General features: G+C 51.5%; 15 protein-coding genes and 1 riboswitch. Of the genes, 9 read left to right on the top strand and 6 right to left on the bottom strand.

Annotated features, from left to right (window positions below; translation table 11 throughout):
• Window positions 1-466 precede the first annotated feature (466 nt).
• Window positions 467-2056 (top strand): bifunctional phosphoribosylaminoimidazolecarboxamide formyltransferase/IMP cyclohydrolase, encoded by a 1590-nt coding sequence (gene purH, locus ACMV8I_RS20880; protein WP_498867098.1) that lies wholly within the window; start codon window positions 467-469, stop codon window positions 2054-2056.
• Window positions 2057-2117: 61 nt separating this feature from the next.
• The gene (gene purD / locus ACMV8I_RS20875) at window positions 2118-3407 is read left to right on the top strand and encodes a phosphoribosylamine--glycine ligase (RefSeq protein WP_498867097.1); all 1290 of its coding nucleotides are present in this window, start codon (window positions 2118-2120) and stop codon (window positions 3405-3407) included.
• Between the two features lie 73 nt (window positions 3408-3480).
• Here the strand turns inward: purD and ACMV8I_RS20870 are convergent, their stop codons facing one another.
• The 6 genes from ACMV8I_RS20870 to nudC all read right to left on the bottom strand — a co-directional run bounded on the left by ACMV8I_RS20870 (window position 3481) and on the right by nudC (window position 7926).
• Window positions 3481-4104, bottom strand: a complete 624-nt coding sequence (locus ACMV8I_RS20870) for a DUF1481 domain-containing protein (RefSeq protein WP_498867099.1) — start codon at window positions 4102-4104, stop codon at window positions 3481-3483.
• A gap of 84 nt (window positions 4105-4188) precedes the next feature.
• Window positions 4189-4461: a nucleoid-associated protein HU-alpha gene (gene hupA, locus ACMV8I_RS20865; RefSeq protein ID WP_497230657.1), complete on the bottom strand. Its 273-nt coding sequence runs from the start codon at window positions 4459-4461 to the stop codon at window positions 4189-4191.
• A gap of 190 nt (window positions 4462-4651) precedes the next feature.
• On the bottom strand, window positions 4652-5242 hold the full coding sequence (locus tag ACMV8I_RS20860) for a YjaG family protein (RefSeq protein WP_498867096.1): 591 nt from the start codon (window positions 5240-5242) through the stop codon (window positions 4652-4654).
• A 71-nt stretch (window positions 5243-5313) separates the two neighbouring features.
• Window positions 5314-5994: a deoxyribonuclease V gene (gene nfi / locus ACMV8I_RS20855; RefSeq protein WP_498867095.1), complete on the bottom strand. Its 681-nt coding sequence runs from the start codon at window positions 5992-5994 to the stop codon at window positions 5314-5316.
• A 24-nt stretch (window positions 5995-6018) separates the two neighbouring features.
• Window positions 6019-7083 (bottom strand): uroporphyrinogen decarboxylase, encoded by a 1065-nt coding sequence (hemE, locus tag ACMV8I_RS20850; RefSeq protein WP_498867094.1) that lies wholly within the window; start codon window positions 7081-7083, stop codon window positions 6019-6021.
• 60 nt (window positions 7084-7143) lie between these two features.
• A complete protein-coding gene (gene nudC, locus ACMV8I_RS20845) occupies window positions 7144-7926 on the bottom strand; it encodes an NAD(+) diphosphatase (RefSeq protein WP_498867093.1) in 783 nt (260 codons plus the stop codon).
• A gap of 106 nt (window positions 7927-8032) precedes the next feature.
• On the opposite strand from nudC, the gene rsd reads away from it, so the two are divergent.
• The 7 genes from rsd (at window position 8033) to thiH (ending at window position 14352) form a co-directional block, all read left to right on the top strand.
• A complete protein-coding gene (gene rsd, locus ACMV8I_RS20840) occupies window positions 8033-8548 on the top strand; it encodes a sigma D regulator (protein ID WP_498867092.1) in 516 nt (171 codons plus the stop codon).
• A gap of 72 nt (window positions 8549-8620) precedes the next feature.
• Window positions 8621-8748: riboswitch (TPP riboswitch) on the top strand.
• Window positions 8749-8899: 151 nt separating this feature from the next.
• The gene (thiC, locus tag ACMV8I_RS20835; RefSeq protein WP_498867091.1) at window positions 8900-10855 is read left to right on the top strand and encodes a phosphomethylpyrimidine synthase ThiC; all 1956 of its coding nucleotides are present in this window, start codon (window positions 8900-8902) and stop codon (window positions 10853-10855) included.
• A complete protein-coding gene (thiE, locus tag ACMV8I_RS20830) occupies window positions 10852-11505 on the top strand; it encodes a thiamine phosphate synthase (RefSeq protein WP_498867090.1) in 654 nt (217 codons plus the stop codon). The genes thiC and thiE overlap by 4 nt, the downstream gene beginning before the upstream one ends.
• A complete protein-coding gene (locus ACMV8I_RS20825; protein ID WP_498867089.1) occupies window positions 11498-12247 on the top strand; it encodes a HesA/MoeB/ThiF family protein in 750 nt (249 codons plus the stop codon). The genes thiE and ACMV8I_RS20825 overlap by 8 nt, the downstream gene beginning before the upstream one ends.
• Window positions 12244-12444 (top strand): sulfur carrier protein ThiS, encoded by a 201-nt coding sequence (gene thiS, locus ACMV8I_RS20820; RefSeq protein WP_498867088.1) that lies wholly within the window; start codon window positions 12244-12246, stop codon window positions 12442-12444. The genes ACMV8I_RS20825 and thiS overlap by 4 nt, the downstream gene beginning before the upstream one ends.
• A gap of 1 nt (window position 12445) precedes the next feature.
• Window positions 12446-13225 (top strand): thiazole synthase, encoded by a 780-nt coding sequence (locus ACMV8I_RS20815; protein WP_498867087.1) that lies wholly within the window; start codon window positions 12446-12448, stop codon window positions 13223-13225.
• A complete protein-coding gene (thiH, locus tag ACMV8I_RS20810; protein WP_498867086.1) occupies window positions 13222-14352 on the top strand; it encodes a 2-iminoacetate synthase ThiH in 1131 nt (376 codons plus the stop codon). The genes ACMV8I_RS20815 and thiH overlap by 4 nt, the downstream gene beginning before the upstream one ends.
• Window positions 14353-14521: the final 169 nt, after the last annotated feature.

Genomic DNA, 14521 nt, shown 5'->3' with positions numbered 1-14521 from the left:
ACTACGCTTTCCTCTTTCAGTGTCAACCGTTTATTTCATTCGGTTGCCGCTGTTTTTAATCTTTCCGACCCGGTTACTCCGTGATGTTGTTCACGTTGTTCCCTGTCGATGGAGCGGCATTATAGGGAGTTCTGAGCCGGCCGCAAGGGGTAATTTTAGGAAAAAACACTGTTTGCTGCATTCCACAGCAAATACACCGCTTATACCGTGTTTTACACAACCTTATCCACAGACGACCAGGAAACTCAAATTTCACGAGCGCCGCGCAATCGTTTTCGCTACAATTTCGCGCGTCAGTTTTCATTGTCCATAATGGGCAACAAATGAAAAGTGAGTGTTCAAAGGACCGTTATCTGAACTCATTCCCGCGTTTTACTGAAAATTGCTCTGTATAAACAGAAAAAAGCGGTCATTGAATTCTGGTAACGCTCTTTATTACGACTCCAAAGCCAAGGATATAACCACCATGCAAGAATCTCGTCCAATCCGCCGCGCCCTGCTCAGCGTTTCTGACAAGGCCGGTATTGTAGAATTCGCCCAGGCACTCACTCAGCGTGGCGTGGAATTACTCTCTACTGGAGGTACCGCGCGTCTGATAGCTGATGCTGGTCTGCCTGTGACCGAAGTTTCTGACTACACCGGATTTCCGGAAATGATGGATGGACGAGTCAAAACATTGCATCCGAAAGTGCATGGTGGGATTTTAGGCCGTCGTGGCAAGGATGATGAGATTATGGCGCAGCACGCCATTGCTCCAATTGACATGGTAGTCGTTAACCTTTATCCGTTCGCGCAAACTGTCGCGCGCACGGACTGTTCTTTGGAAGATGCCGTCGAGAATATTGATATTGGCGGGCCTACCATGGTTCGCTCTGCCGCGAAGAACCATAAAGACGTGGCTATCATAGTCAAGAATGGTGACTTTGCTTCTATTATTGAAGAGATGGACAACAATGACGGCTCTCTGACATTAGCAACCCGTTTCAACCTAGCGATTAAAGCCTTCGAGCATACTGCTGCTTATGACGGCATGATTGCTAACTACTTTGGCACAATGGTTCCGGCTTATCACGGTGAAACCGACAAACCTTCCGGCCAGTTCCCCCGCACCCTGAACCTCAGCTATATCAAGAAGCAGGATATGCGCTACGGTGAAAACAGCCATCAAAACGCCGCCTTCTATATAGAAGAGAATGTTAACGAAGCATCGGTTGCCACTTCGCAGCAACTGCAGGGCAAAGCACTCTCCTATAACAACATCGCAGATACCGACGCTGCACTGGAGTGCGTTAAAGAGTTTGCAGAACCTGCCTGCGTGATCGTCAAGCACGCTAACCCTTGTGGCGTAGCTGTAGGTGACTCGATTTTTGCCGCTTACGAACGCGCATACAAAACTGACCCAACGTCAGCCTTCGGCGGCATTATCGCTTTCAACCGTGAATTGGATGCCGACACCGCGAAAGCCATCATCAGCCGTCAGTTTGTGGAAGTCATTATCGCGCCTTCCGTTAGTGATGAAGCGCTGGCACTGACCGCCGCCAAACAGAATGTCCGCGTTCTGACTTGCGGACAATGGCAGGAACGCACCAACGCGCTGGATTTCAAACGCGTCAACGGCGGTTTGCTAGTTCAGGATCGTGACTTAGGCATGATCGATACCCAAGATCTTCGCGTGGTTTCATCCCGCCAACCTACTGAGCAAGAGCTGAATGACGCGCTGTTCTGCTGGAAAGTGGCAAAATTCGTGAAATCTAACGCCATTGTTTATGCACGCGACAAAATGACCATCGGTATTGGTGCTGGTCAAATGAGCCGAGTGTACTCCGCTAAAATCGCTGGGATTAAAGCCGCAGATGAAGGTCTGGAGGTTGCAGGTTCCGTTATGGCCTCTGACGCATTCTTTCCGTTCCGTGACGGTATTGATGCAGCAGCAGCCGTCGGTATTACCTGTGTGATCCAACCGGGTGGCTCCATTCGCGACGATGAAGTGATCGCCGCTGCCAACGAACACGGTATTGCTATGCTGTTTACGGATATGCGTCATTTCCGTCATTAATAGCGACTGACTAATTCTTTCAGCGGGTGCCAAACGACGCCCGCTCACCCGGAGTCTTCGAATGAATATTTTAATTATCGGCAATGGTGGTCGTGAACATGCTCTGGCATGGAAAGCCTCTCAGTCCCCACTGGCGGATAAAGTGTATGTCGCACCAGGCAATGCTGGCACCGCACTGGAGCCATTGCTGGAAAATGTTGATATCGCCGCAACAGATATTGCCGGTTTGCTGGCGTTTGCCAAAAGTAATGATATCGGCCTGACCGTTGTCGGCCCTGAAGCGCCGCTGGTGATTGGCGTGGTGGATGCTTTCCGCACGGCTGGCATGAAGATCTTTGGCCCGACGCAGGAAGCTGCGCAGCTTGAAGGCTCTAAAGCCTTCACCAAAGATTTCCTGGCTCGCCATCACATTCCAAGTGCCGATTACCAGAACTTTACCGATCTCGAACCGGCACTGGCTTATCTGCGTAGTAAAGGTGCACCCATCGTCATTAAAGCCGATGGCCTTGCCGCAGGTAAGGGTGTGATCGTAGCGATGACGCTGGAAGAAGCCGAAGCTGCAGTTAACGACATGCTGGCGGGAAATGCGTTTGGTGATGCCGGACATCGCATCGTGATCGAAGAGTTTCTGGACGGCGAAGAGGCCAGCTTTATTGTGATGGTTGACGGTGAGCACGTGCTGCCAATGGCCACCAGCCAGGATCACAAACGTGTCGGCAACGCAGACACCGGTCCTAATACTGGCGGGATGGGTGCTTATTCACCGGCGCCGGTCGTCACTGATGAGATCCACCAGCGCGTCATGGATCAAATTATCTGGCCAACCGTGCGCGGCATGGCAGCAGAGAACAATACTTATACCGGCTTCCTGTACGCTGGCCTGATGATTTCTGCTGATGGCCAGCCGAAGGTGATTGAGTTCAACTGCCGCTTTGGTGACCCAGAAACACAACCTATTATGTTACGTATGCGCTCCGATCTGGTCGAACTTTGTCTGGCTGGTGCAGAAGGACGTCTGGATGAAGTCACATCAGAATGGGATCCACGCCCTTCACTGGGTGTTGTTCTGGCAGCGGGTGGTTATCCGGGAGATTACACCAACGGTGAGGTTATCTACGGCCTGCCACTGGAGGAAGTACCGGATGGTAAAGTGTTCCATGCCGGGACACGTTTGCAGAATGAACGTGTGGTAACCAATGGCGGGCGCGTTTTATGCGTGACTGCGCTGGGTAAAACTGTGGCGGCTGCGCAGCTCCGGGCTTACCAGTTGGCGAAAGATATTCGCTGGGAAGGCAGTTTTTGCCGCAAAGACATAGGTTACCGCGCGATAGCCCGTGAGCAGGAAAAGTGATCCTGATCCAAACAGCAGTAAGGCACGCTTTGGCGTGCCTTACTTTTTCTATTCTATACCAAGGATAACCGTGTCAGAAGTCTGACTCTTTAGGTTCCCATTTACAGAAATCCTCGTTGGCAACCAGTAGCAGTTCATCGCCCTCTGGCGCACTGAGCCACGCAAGCCCCAGTTGGTCATTTGATCGCGAAGCGCGTTTTGCCAGCCAGACCTGCGAACGAATGCTGAGTGAAGGCGTAACCGGTTGCCCCGTGCAGGAGGTGATCACGCCCTGCTTCCACTGCCCCTGTACCAGTTCAACATTGCCTGCACGCAGCGTGTTGCTTAGGTTCAGTAATTTACTGGCCTGATACTTGTACAACTCAATATCGTCAGAAGAGAGCTTTTCACGTCTTTCAGGCAGTTGCCGTTGCATAAAACTGACATTGCCTTCGTTATCGAAACGCAACATGACGCCTAAATCAGTTTTCGCCGCATGCATTTCTCTCAACAAATGCAACTGGCCCTGTTGATATTCATAACGGCTGATCACCGTGTCACCACCATAATAGGGGCTATACACGTTGATAATTGTCTGGGGTTGATGCTGATCGTTGTCGAGTCGCCATAAGCGATTGATACCTTGGTCGGCTACGTAGCCGCTGGCGGTAAAACGTGGGGTGTCTTCGTGGGAACTGCAACCCACCAGACTGAGCATCAGCAATGCAGCCGCCAGTCTGGGGGTGATAAACAAAGGGGGTATATTAGCCACCCCCTCGCTTATTCTTTTCACTGCAAGCAATTACTTAACAGCTTCTTTCAGAGCTTTACCAGAAACGAACGCAGGCACGTTGGCAGCTGCGATTTTGATTTCTTTACCAGTCTGTGGGTTACGACCAGTACGCTCGTTACGATGATTTACCTTGAAAGTCCCGAAACCAACCAATTGCACAGCATCACCTTCTTTCAGAGACTCGGTAATAGCAGACAGAGTAGATTCAAGAGCAACTTTGGCCTGTGCTTTGGAAAGATCAGCTTTGTCCGCAATTACATCAATCAGTTGAGTCTTGTTCATAAGTTATCCTTTACAGTGTGTTTATCGTTTGCAAAGCATCGAGTGCGACGGATATGCCGATTGACAGCACCCTCCTGCATACACGCACCGATAGCCACTTTTTTTACGCACCCCAAATGTAGACCAGACAGGGTGCGGATGTGAAGCCTTAAGGCACGACAAATCAGGCGTTAAATCACGTTTTCTTGCCTTATTGCGTTAAATTTATGCCGATGTTACTTACAGCAGCTTCACGCAGGTCAGAACGTAACCCTTTTATTAATTCAAGGTCACGCTCTTCACAGTCAGCCAACAGGCGAAAAATCTCCCATTGAATGTCCCATTCTTCCTCTACCGCAGGAATGACTTTGAGCTCTTCATCGGTCATTTCTTTACCAGCCTGAGTCATCTCCAGCATAGCGACGGTGCGGATTGATGTTTCACTGACAGCAATCGCATGCGACAACGTTTCACCACTAAGACGCGAATGAATCAGTTCGCCTAATGCGATACAGGCATCAATGGCCGGGTAAACACCATAAATGTCGTAATCATCAGAGGAAGGGATCGCCTCTTCTAGTTTCTCAAGCTGGGAGTCAAAATTAACTTTTGCTTCTTTGACCACCAGGGTTTCCCAAACTAAATCCAGAATACGGCGATAAAGCTGAGCCTCGCCGAACCCAGATTGCAGACAAAACATCTGATAGTTGGGATACATGCGTTCGCACAGACTCGCCATAAACGTCAGATGTTGCCAGCTTTCAAGCTTTTCCAGACGTAAATGTATTGGATTACGTAACATGGTTGGTTCTCTTTAACTTTTTCTGCGCAGAAGTTTACCTGAAATAAATCAAGATCCCTATGCCTTGATTCCTAAAGATTGCTGCTCAACCGTTGCCAGCGCTGAAAAGTGGTACGATTTGACGCCACTGCATCAGCCCAACGGGTAGGTTCCGGCAAACGGTAACCACGCATGCATTGCTCTACCCAGAAAAAGGCCGATTCAAGGCTGATGTGATTACCCGGCGAGATGAACAATGGGTTACAGCGTAGTTTACTGCGCCACACCCATCCAATCTGCTCATCATGGTCATACAGGGATTGCTTGCTGAAGAGAGGATCATCCAGCGGCAAAAACTTTCCGTACAAACGGCTTTTAGCAACGCCGATAGTTGGCACATCAATCATTAAACCGAAATGACTGGCAACTCCCAAACGACGCGGATGTGCAATACCCTGACCATCCACCAGCACCAGATCAGGATGCTGCTCTAATTGCTGCCATGCTTGCATCAGTGCAGGGAGTTCGCGAAAGGAGAGGAAGCCGGGGATATAAGGCATGGTGGTCGGGATACGGGCAATTTGATAGTCCACCAGTTCCAGCGATGGATAGTGTAATACGACTATTGCTGCCCTGGTCACTTCACCGCCTTGCTCAAAACCGACATCTGCGCCGGCGATAAGCTGCGGCGTCTGAAAATCATCAGGATCCTGCAAAACAATGCTGTGAGCCAGTACGCGTTGTTCTTCCCGTAAAACCCGAGTATCAATCATTCCATTACCTTAACTGGCTGAGTCTTATTCGTGATAACGACGTGACAAGCTGTGCACGGCCTCTACAAACGTCCCCGCGTTTTCAGGCGGAACATCCAGATGAATGCCATGCCCCAGGTTAAAGACATGACCATTGCCTTTGCCGAAGCCAGACAGAATAGTTTCCACTTCCTGCTCAATTCGCGCTGGCACCGCGTAAAGCATAGAAGGATCCATATTTCCCTGCAGAGCAACGTTGTTGCCGACACGACGGCGCGCATCCGCTATGTCGATCGTCCAGTCGAGGCCCAGCGCATCACAACCCGTTGCAGCCATCGCTTCAAGCCACTGACCACCACCTTTAGTAAATAAGGTCACCGGTACGCGGTAACCGTCATGTTCACGGATCAGACCGTCAACAATCTTATGCATATAGTTAAGCGAGAACTCACGGTAGTCGCGAGGCGTCAGCACACCGCCCCAGGTATCAAATATCATCACGGACTGCGCACCGGCCTTGATTTGCGCGTTAAGATACAAAATCACGCTATCGGCCAGTTTATCCAGCAGTAGATGCAGCGTTGCAGGTTCGGCATACATCATCTTTTTGATTTTGGTGAAGGCCTTACTGCTGCCACCTTCAACCATATAGGTGGCCAACGTCCATGGACTGCCGGAAAAACCGATAAGCGGCACTTCACCTTTGAGGTTTTTACGGATAGTGCGAACGGCATTCATCACGTAGCCCAGTTCCATTTCAGGATCGGGAACGGGCAGCTTCTCTACATCAGCACGATTGGTCAGCGGAGAAGAAAAACGAGGACCTTCACCCGCTTCAAAATACAGCCCCAGCCCCATTGCGTCAGGAATGGTCAGGATATCGGAGAACAGAATCGCCGCATCCAGCGGATAGCGACGCAGCGGCTGAAGAGTCACTTCACAGGCCAGTTCAGCGTTTTTGCACAGTGACATGAAGTCACCGGCCTGTGCGCGGATCTCTTTGTACTCAGGCAAATAGCGTCCTGCCTGGCGCATCATCCACACTGGCGTAACATCTACCGGTTGACGCAATAAAGCGCGAAGGTAGCGATCATTCTTCAACTCACTCATTGGGGATTTCCTTCATCATCTGCTGACCCAAATCTTCTGACCCTAAATAATTGGGCATTATCATAGCTCACTATTGCGCTCGGCGCGGCACAGAACCACCGTGTCTTCGATCAGACGTCGGGCGATAGTGCCTGCTGGCGGCAAATGAGGCAGTGCGTCAAACCGGTACCAACCGGCATTGAGTAACTCTTTCGGATCGTGCTTGATCTCGCCGCTGTCGTAGTCGGCCATAAACGCCATCATCAGGGAGTTAGGGAAAGGCCAGGGCTGCGAACTGATATAACGTACGTTTTTAACTTGCACGTTGCTCTCTTCCATCACCTCACGGGCAACGGTTTCTTCCAGCGTTTCTCCGACCTCGACAAAACCCGCCAGCACGGTGTGGATCCCGTTACGATGTCGCACATGCTGAGCCAATAAAATCTCGTCGCCTTTACGGATAGCCACAATGATGCAAGGCGCAATTTGCGGGTAATAACGCTCGCGGCAATGCGCGCACAACGCAGCCCATTCGGTCTTGCTGACATGCATCTCGTGACCACAATATCCACAGAATTTATGCGAACGATAAAACTCGGACAGTTGCACACCACGGCCCACCAGCTGGAACAAACCCTTTTCCTGGTCCAGCAGTTGCCGGGCGGAAACCATATGGTTATTCATCGGCTGGCGCACCAGCCAGACCGGAGAACCTTGCCATTCACCGATTTGCCGACCTGTTTTACCGACCAGCGAAAAATCAGCCGAATCACCGAAAGGCAACTCCCCCTGAGGCAGCCAGAGTTTGCCTTCATGACTGATGACCCACCAGCCGTTATGTTGGTCTGTTATCTGTAATTCCATATTGTTGTTGCATAACCTCGACGAGACTGACAATCTGGTTTTCGGAAGTAAAATATTAGTAACCTTTAACATTTTGGTTACTTTTCTCTCGCTCTCGGAGTCAACCATGCTAAATAGTCTGGAAAGACTGACCCAACGCGTTGGTGGCAGTAATGAGTTTATCGATCAATGGCTTCACGCACGCAAAGAGTTGTTAGTTTCTTATTGCACCCTCGTGGGCCTAAAGCCGAATAAAGAAAAGCATACCCCGCTAAACGAAAAAGCGCTGGATAACTTTTGCCATAATTTGGTGGACTATCTTTCCTCCGGCCATTTCCACCTTTATCAACGTATTATTGATGAAGTTGCGGGCATTGATAGCCCGAAAAAACTGCTCGCGTCGAAAATCTACCCTGCACTCGAGCTCAATACCGAAGCTATAATGGCTTTCCATGACAGTTATACCGACAATGACATTGATGATGAAAATGCCTTCGCTTTCCATTATGCATTATCTGACATCGGTGAGGCGCTGGATGCCCGTTTTCAGCTGGAAGATCAACTGATTATTATGGCCTTTGATCCTGTTAATGGTGCGCCTTTACCGCCCACCAATGATGAGCATCTCGCCAGACCGGCGTAAGCCGTCTCAGGGGTAAAACTCTGCACAGGGTGTAGTTTTAGTTGTAGTTTTCAAAACGGCCTCCTATATTGGGGCTTCTTGTCGGAGTGCCTAGCGCATGATGTTCCTCACGGACGTTACGCCAGGCTGAGACCGTTAATTCGGGATCCGCGGAACCTGATCGGGTTAATACCCGCGAAGGGAACAAGGGTAATGTCATGCGTTTAGCCTCTTTACGGCCCTGCTCAGCCACGGCCTCGATCCGCTAAACCGACCGTTTTTACTCCTGCCGTAAACCTCCAGACAAGCAATTTTCCATCACGTTTTTTCTATCACGTTTTTTATAATGAAAAACAAGACGAGGAATTTGCTATGTCGACGATTCAATCCAACGCCCCAAAAAGATCCAACCGCCGCGAACAGCGCGCCGAAGCTCAGCAGTATATTGACAACCTACAAGGTGTCGCTTTCCCCAACTCTAAACGCATTTATTTGCAGGGCGAACGCGCCGATGTGCAAGTACCGATGAGGGAAATCCAACTCAGCCCAACATTAATCAGTAGCAGTAAAGATGATCCGCAATACGAAGCTAATGAAGCTATTCCGGTGTATGACACAGCCGGTCCCTATGGCGATCCCGCCGCGACCATTGATGTCCATGCTGGTTTAGCAAAGCTGCGCACCGGTTGGATCCTCGAGCGCGACGATACCGACGCACTGCCTCAGGCCAGCTCCGGCTTTACTCAGCAGCGGCTGGCCGATGAAGGTCTTGAACATCTGCGATTTGAAAGCCTTCCACACCCGCGCAAAGCTTCAGTCGGCAAAAACGTCACCCAGTTACATTACGCCCGCAAGGGTATTGTGACACCGGAAATGGAGTTCATTGCCCTGCGTGAAAACATGGGCCGCGAGAGAATTCGCGGCAAGGTGTTACTTCAGCAGCATCCGGGAGAAAGTTTCGGTGCTCATCTTCAGGCCAATATCACCCCTGAATTTGTACGCCAGGAAGTGGCGGCTGGCCGGGCTATTATCCCGGCCAACATTAACCATCCGGAATCCGAACCGATGATCATCGGACGCAATTTCCTGGTTAAAATCAATGCCAATATTGGTAACTCTGCGGTCACGTCGTCCATCGAAGAAGAAGTGGAGAAACTGGTGTGGTCAACCCGCTGGGGCGCAGATACCGTGATGGATCTCTCCACCGGCCGATATATTCACGAAACCCGCGAGTGGATCCTGCGCAACAGCCCGGTTCCGATTGGCACCGTGCCGATTTATCAGGCGCTTGAGAAAGTAAACGGCGTGGCCGAAGACCTGAACTGGGAAATGTTCCGCGATACGCTGCTTGAGCAGGCGGAACAAGGCGTCGATTACTTCACCATCCATGCAGGGGTGTTATTGCGTTATGTACCGATGACCGCCAAACGCCTGACCGGTATTGTTTCACGCGGCGGCTCGATCATGGCGAAATGGTGTCTGTCACATCACCGCGAAAGCTTCCTGTATGAGCATTTTCGTGAGATTTGCGAAATCTGCGCTGCCTATGACGTCTCGCTGTCACTGGGCGACGGCCTGCGTCCAGGCTCGATTCAGGACGCCAACGATGAAGCACAGTTTGCGGAACTGCGCACGTTGGGCGAGCTGACCAAAATAGCCTGGGAATACGACGTGCAGGTGATGATAGAAGGGCCGGGGCATGTGCCAATGCAGATGATCCGCCGCAACATGACCGAAGAGCTGGAACATTGCCACGAAGCACCGTTCTATACGTTGGGGCCGTTGACTACGGATATTGCACCGGGCTATGACCATTTCACTTCGGGCATTGGCGCAGCGATGATCGGCTGGTTTGGCTGTGCCATGCTGTGTTACGTCACGCCAAAAGAACATCTCGGACTGCCCAATAAAGAAGATGTTAAGCAGGGTTTAATGGCTTATAAGATCGCCGCACACGCGGCCGACCTAGCAAAAGGTCATCCCGGGGCACAGATCCGCGATAACGCAATGTCGAAAGCCCGCTTTGAATTCCGCTGGGAAGATCAGTTCAATCTTGCACTGGATCCGGCCACGGCACGTGCATATCACGATGAAACCTTGCCGCAGGAATCCGGCAAAGTCGCGCACTTCTGTTCGATGTGCGGCCCAAAGTTCTGCTCAATGAAAATCACGCAAGAAGTGCGAGATTATGCCGCAACACTCGAAGCCAAAGCCCAACCGGTCGAAATCATTGAGTCTGGCATGGTGAAAATGTCAGCAGAGTTCCGTTCACGCGGCAGTGAACTTTACCATCCCGCGGACAGCTTTAGCCCGCAGGCGGGTAAATGATGTCAACACTTCACGCATTTCCTGCGGTGCCTTTTCATCTGGGACTCTATCCGGTGGTCAATACCGTCGAATGGATAGCCCGGCTATTGGAGGCCGGCGTAAAAACGATTCAACTGCGGATAAAAGATCTGCACGATGTTGAGGTAGAACCAACGATTGTTGAAGCTATCGCGTTAGGTCGAAAATATAACGCCCGGTTATTCATCAACGATTACTGGTGTCTGGCAGTAAAACATCAAGCTTATGGCGTACATCTTGGACAGGGAGATCTCAATACCGCCGATTTACAGGCAATGTATCAGGCCGGTTTACGGCTGGGGATATCGACTCATGACGATGCCGAACTGGCGCGTGCGGTAGCACTAAAACCCTCCTACATCGCACTCGGGCATATTTTCCCTACCCAAACTAAAGAGATGCCTTCAGCTCCGCAGGGCCTGGGAGCGTTAACCCGACACCTCCGGCAGCTGAATAATAGTTTCCCAACGGTGGCCATTGGTGGCATAAGCCTCGAGCGCACGCCATCAGTGCTGGCGACCGGTGTTGGCAGCATTGCCGTGGTGAGTGCAATCACGCAGGCATCTGACTGGCGGACAGCAACAGCCGAACTGCTGATGCTCTGCGGAGCTGGAGGAGCTGATAATGCTTAGTGATCAGGCATTTATGCGTTACAGCCGCCAGTTGTTACTGGAGGAGTTTGGCCCAAAAGGGCAGGAGAAAATTCAGGCGGCGAAAGTGCTGATTGTCGGCCTCGGCGGGCTCGGCTCTCCCGCAGCCTTGTACTTGGCCGCAGCGGGTGTCGGCACACTGATTCTGGCAGATGATGATCGGCTACACATTACCAATCTCCAACGGCAAATTTTATACCGCACAGCCGATTTGGATCAGTCCAAAGTACGACTGGCAAAGCGGGAATTACTGCGGCTGAATCCGCTATGTGAAGTTGAATCCATCACTGAGCGACTGACTGGCGATACGCTGACGGCGGCGGTATCAGTCGCTGACCTGGTCCTCGACTGCAGCGATAACATGGCAACCCGCCACGCAGTGAATCGCGCCTGTATTGAAGCAAAAAAAACATTGATAAGCGGCAGCGCCGTGGGTTTCAGCGGTCAGTTGTTCGTCCTCGAACCGCCTTATACCCAAGGCTGTTATGCCTGCCTGTATCCCGACCAGGCAACGCCGATTCGCAACTGCCGGACCTCCGGTGTGCTCGGGCCGGTAGTCGGGGTGATCGGCACATTGCAGGCGCTTGAAACACTCAAAATAATCGCCGGAATGGGCAGCGCATTGAGCGGCAAGCTCAGATTATTCGACGGTAAACAGCAGAGTTGGTGCACGGTTCAGTTAACTCGTTCCGAGACTTGTACTGCCTGCGGAGAACACTCATGAACCTGGCCATCAATGATGAATCTCACCTTTTTGATCAAGAAGTCACGATTTCTCAGTTGCTGGACATTTTAGCGCTGGAATTGACGGGCAGCGCACTGGCGGTCAATCAGGTGATTATTCCGCGCAATCACTGGCCTGTTCACTGGCTTAAAGATGGCGACAACATTTTGCTGTTTCAGGCTATAGCAGGAGGATGACATGCTGAAGATTGCTGATAAAACCTTTACCTCGCACCTGTTAACCGGAACGGGGAAATTCTCCAGCGCCGCACTGATGCAGCAGGCACTGGCTGCTTCCGGTTCTCAACTAGTGACCATGGCAATGAAACGCGTCGACCTGCGCTACGGTGGTGATGACATCCTGGCTCCTTTACAGGCACTCGGCGTGCAGTTACTGCCAAATACGTCAGGGGCGAAAACCGCCGAAGAAGCCGTTTTTGCTGCACAACTGGCGCGGGAAGCGCTCGGGACATCCTGGATAAAACTGGAGATTCATCCCGACGTCAAATACCTGCTGCCCGATGCAGTAGAAACATTGAAAGCCGCAGAGATCCTGGTAAAGCAGGGATTTATCGTTCTGCCCTATTGCAGCGCCGATCCCGTGCTCTGCAAACGTCTCGAAGAAGCAGGATGCTCCGCCGTGATGCCTCTGGGTGCGCCAATCGGCTCCAATCGCGGCTTACTGACCCGCGAATTTTTGCAGATTATCATCGAACAGGCGCGCGTGCCGGTGATTGTCGATGCGGGTATTGGGGCGCCAAGCCAGGCTGCTGAAGCTATCGAAATCGGCGCCGATGCCGTATTAGTTAATACAGCCATCGCAGTTTCTGGCGATCCGGTCATCATGGCTCGGGCATTTCGTTTGGCCGTTGAGGCCGGTTTGCTGGCACGGCAAAGCGGTTTGGGAGGGCAATGCCGTGAGGCTTCAGCATCCAGTCCGTTAACCGGATTTCTCAGTACTGCGCAGGTGAAGTTATGAGCAGTTTTACTGAGAGATGGTCAGCGCTCGGCTGGGATGATATTTCCCTGCGCATCAACAGTAAAACAGCCAATGATGTCGAACGTGCACTAAGCCACAGTAAACTCAACCGTGAAGACTTCATGGCGTTGATTTCACCCGCAGCCCTTACTTACCTTGAACCGATGGCGCGCAAGGCACAGGTCCTGACCCGGCAACGTTTTGGCAATACGGTGAACTTCTTTGCTCCGCTTTATCTGTCAAATCTTTGCGCCAACGAATGTACTTATTGCGGCTTTTCTATGAGTAATCGCATTAAGCGAAAAACGCTGGATGCTGAGGAAATTCACCGCGAGTGTGATGCGCTAAATAAGCTGGGATTCAAGCACTTGCTCTTGGTGACCGGCGAACATAAGGCCAAAGTAGGGATGGACTACTTCCGCCAGCATTTCCCGGCGATCCGCAGCCAGTTTGACTCGCTGATGATTGAAGTGCAGCCGCTGGCGCAGGATGAGTACCACGAACTAAAAATGCTCGGCCTGGATGGTGTTTTGGTTTATCAGGAGACATATCACGCTCCGACCTATGCCCTGCACCATCTGCGTGGCCAAAAGCAGGATTTCATCTGGCGTCTTGAAACACCCGATCGTTTGGGCCGGGCAGGTATTGATAAAATCGGCCTTGGAGCGCTATTCGGGCTATCCAACAACTGGCGTACAGACAGTTATATGGTCGCGGAACACCTTTTTTATCTGCAGCAGACGTACTGGCAAAGTCGCTATTCTGTGGCTTTTCCGCGGCTGCGACCTTGTGCCGGCGGCATTGAGCCAGCATCGATCCTGGAGGAAAATCAGCTGGTACAGTTGATCTGCGCATTTCGTCTTTTTGCGCCGGATGTAGAACTTTCGCTATCAACAAGGGAATCCCCCTATTTCCGTGATCATGTTGTACCGTTGGCGATCAACCAGGTAAGCGCAGGATCTAAAACCCAACCTGGTGGCTATGCCGATGATGACCATCCTGAACTTGAACAATTTGCACCGCACGATAACCGCTCACCGCAACAGGTGGCTGAAGCCTTGATGCTTGCAGGGCTACAACCGGTATGGAAAGACTGGGATAGTTTTCTCGGACGCGCCCCGCAATAACATATGAGAAAGCTGAAAGGATAAACTTTTGTCTGAACGCGGGTCGACTGACAGATTTCAGGCACTCGTCCCTGAGAGTCACAATCGATACTGTGGTGTTGCCGCTGCACCCCCGCAAGCGGTCGGAGCCGCTCATGTTGGCTCCGCTTCCAAACTGCCGCCATTTGCT

Source organism: Ewingella sp. S1.OA.A_B6 (assembly GCF_049889095.1).
Classification (GTDB): domain Bacteria; phylum Pseudomonadota; class Gammaproteobacteria; order Enterobacterales; family Enterobacteriaceae; genus Ewingella.
The sequence above is the reverse complement of the archived record's forward strand: the minus strand, read 5'-3'. Positions and strand labels throughout refer to the sequence as shown.

Bases quoted from the DNA above. Each gene is read 5' to 3' on its own strand.
- purH (WP_498867098.1), top strand. From the start codon at position 467: ATGCAAGAATCTCGTCCAATCCGCCGCGCCCTGCTCAGCGTTTCTGAC.
- purD (WP_498867097.1), top strand. From the start codon at position 2,118: ATGAATATTTTAATTATCGGCAATGGTGGTCGTGAACATGCTCTGGCA.
- ACMV8I_RS20870 (WP_498867099.1), bottom strand. From the start codon at position 4,104: ATGCTCAGTCTGGTGGGTTGCAGTTCCCACGAAGACACCCCACGTTTT.
- hupA (WP_497230657.1), bottom strand. From the start codon at position 4,461: ATGAACAAGACTCAACTGATTGATGTAATTGCGGACAAAGCTGATCTT.
- ACMV8I_RS20860 (WP_498867096.1), bottom strand. From the start codon at position 5,242: ATGTTACGTAATCCAATACATTTACGTCTGGAAAAGCTTGAAAGCTGG.
- nfi (WP_498867095.1), bottom strand. From the start codon at position 5,994: ATGATTGATACTCGGGTTTTACGGGAAGAACAACGCGTACTGGCTCAC.
- hemE (WP_498867094.1), bottom strand. From the start codon at position 7,083: ATGAGTGAGTTGAAGAATGATCGCTACCTTCGCGCTTTATTGCGTCAA.
- nudC (WP_498867093.1), bottom strand. From the start codon at position 7,926: ATGGAATTACAGATAACAGACCAACATAACGGCTGGTGGGTCATCAGT.
- rsd (WP_498867092.1), top strand. From the start codon at position 8,033: ATGCTAAATAGTCTGGAAAGACTGACCCAACGCGTTGGTGGCAGTAAT.
- thiC (WP_498867091.1), top strand. From the start codon at position 8,900: ATGTCGACGATTCAATCCAACGCCCCAAAAAGATCCAACCGCCGCGAA.
- thiE (WP_498867090.1), top strand. From the start codon at position 10,852: ATGATGTCAACACTTCACGCATTTCCTGCGGTGCCTTTTCATCTGGGA.
- ACMV8I_RS20825 (WP_498867089.1), top strand. From the start codon at position 11,498: ATGCTTAGTGATCAGGCATTTATGCGTTACAGCCGCCAGTTGTTACTG.
- thiS (WP_498867088.1), top strand. From the start codon at position 12,244: ATGAACCTGGCCATCAATGATGAATCTCACCTTTTTGATCAAGAAGTC.
- ACMV8I_RS20815 (WP_498867087.1), top strand. From the start codon at position 12,446: ATGCTGAAGATTGCTGATAAAACCTTTACCTCGCACCTGTTAACCGGA.
- thiH (WP_498867086.1), top strand. From the start codon at position 13,222: ATGAGCAGTTTTACTGAGAGATGGTCAGCGCTCGGCTGGGATGATATT.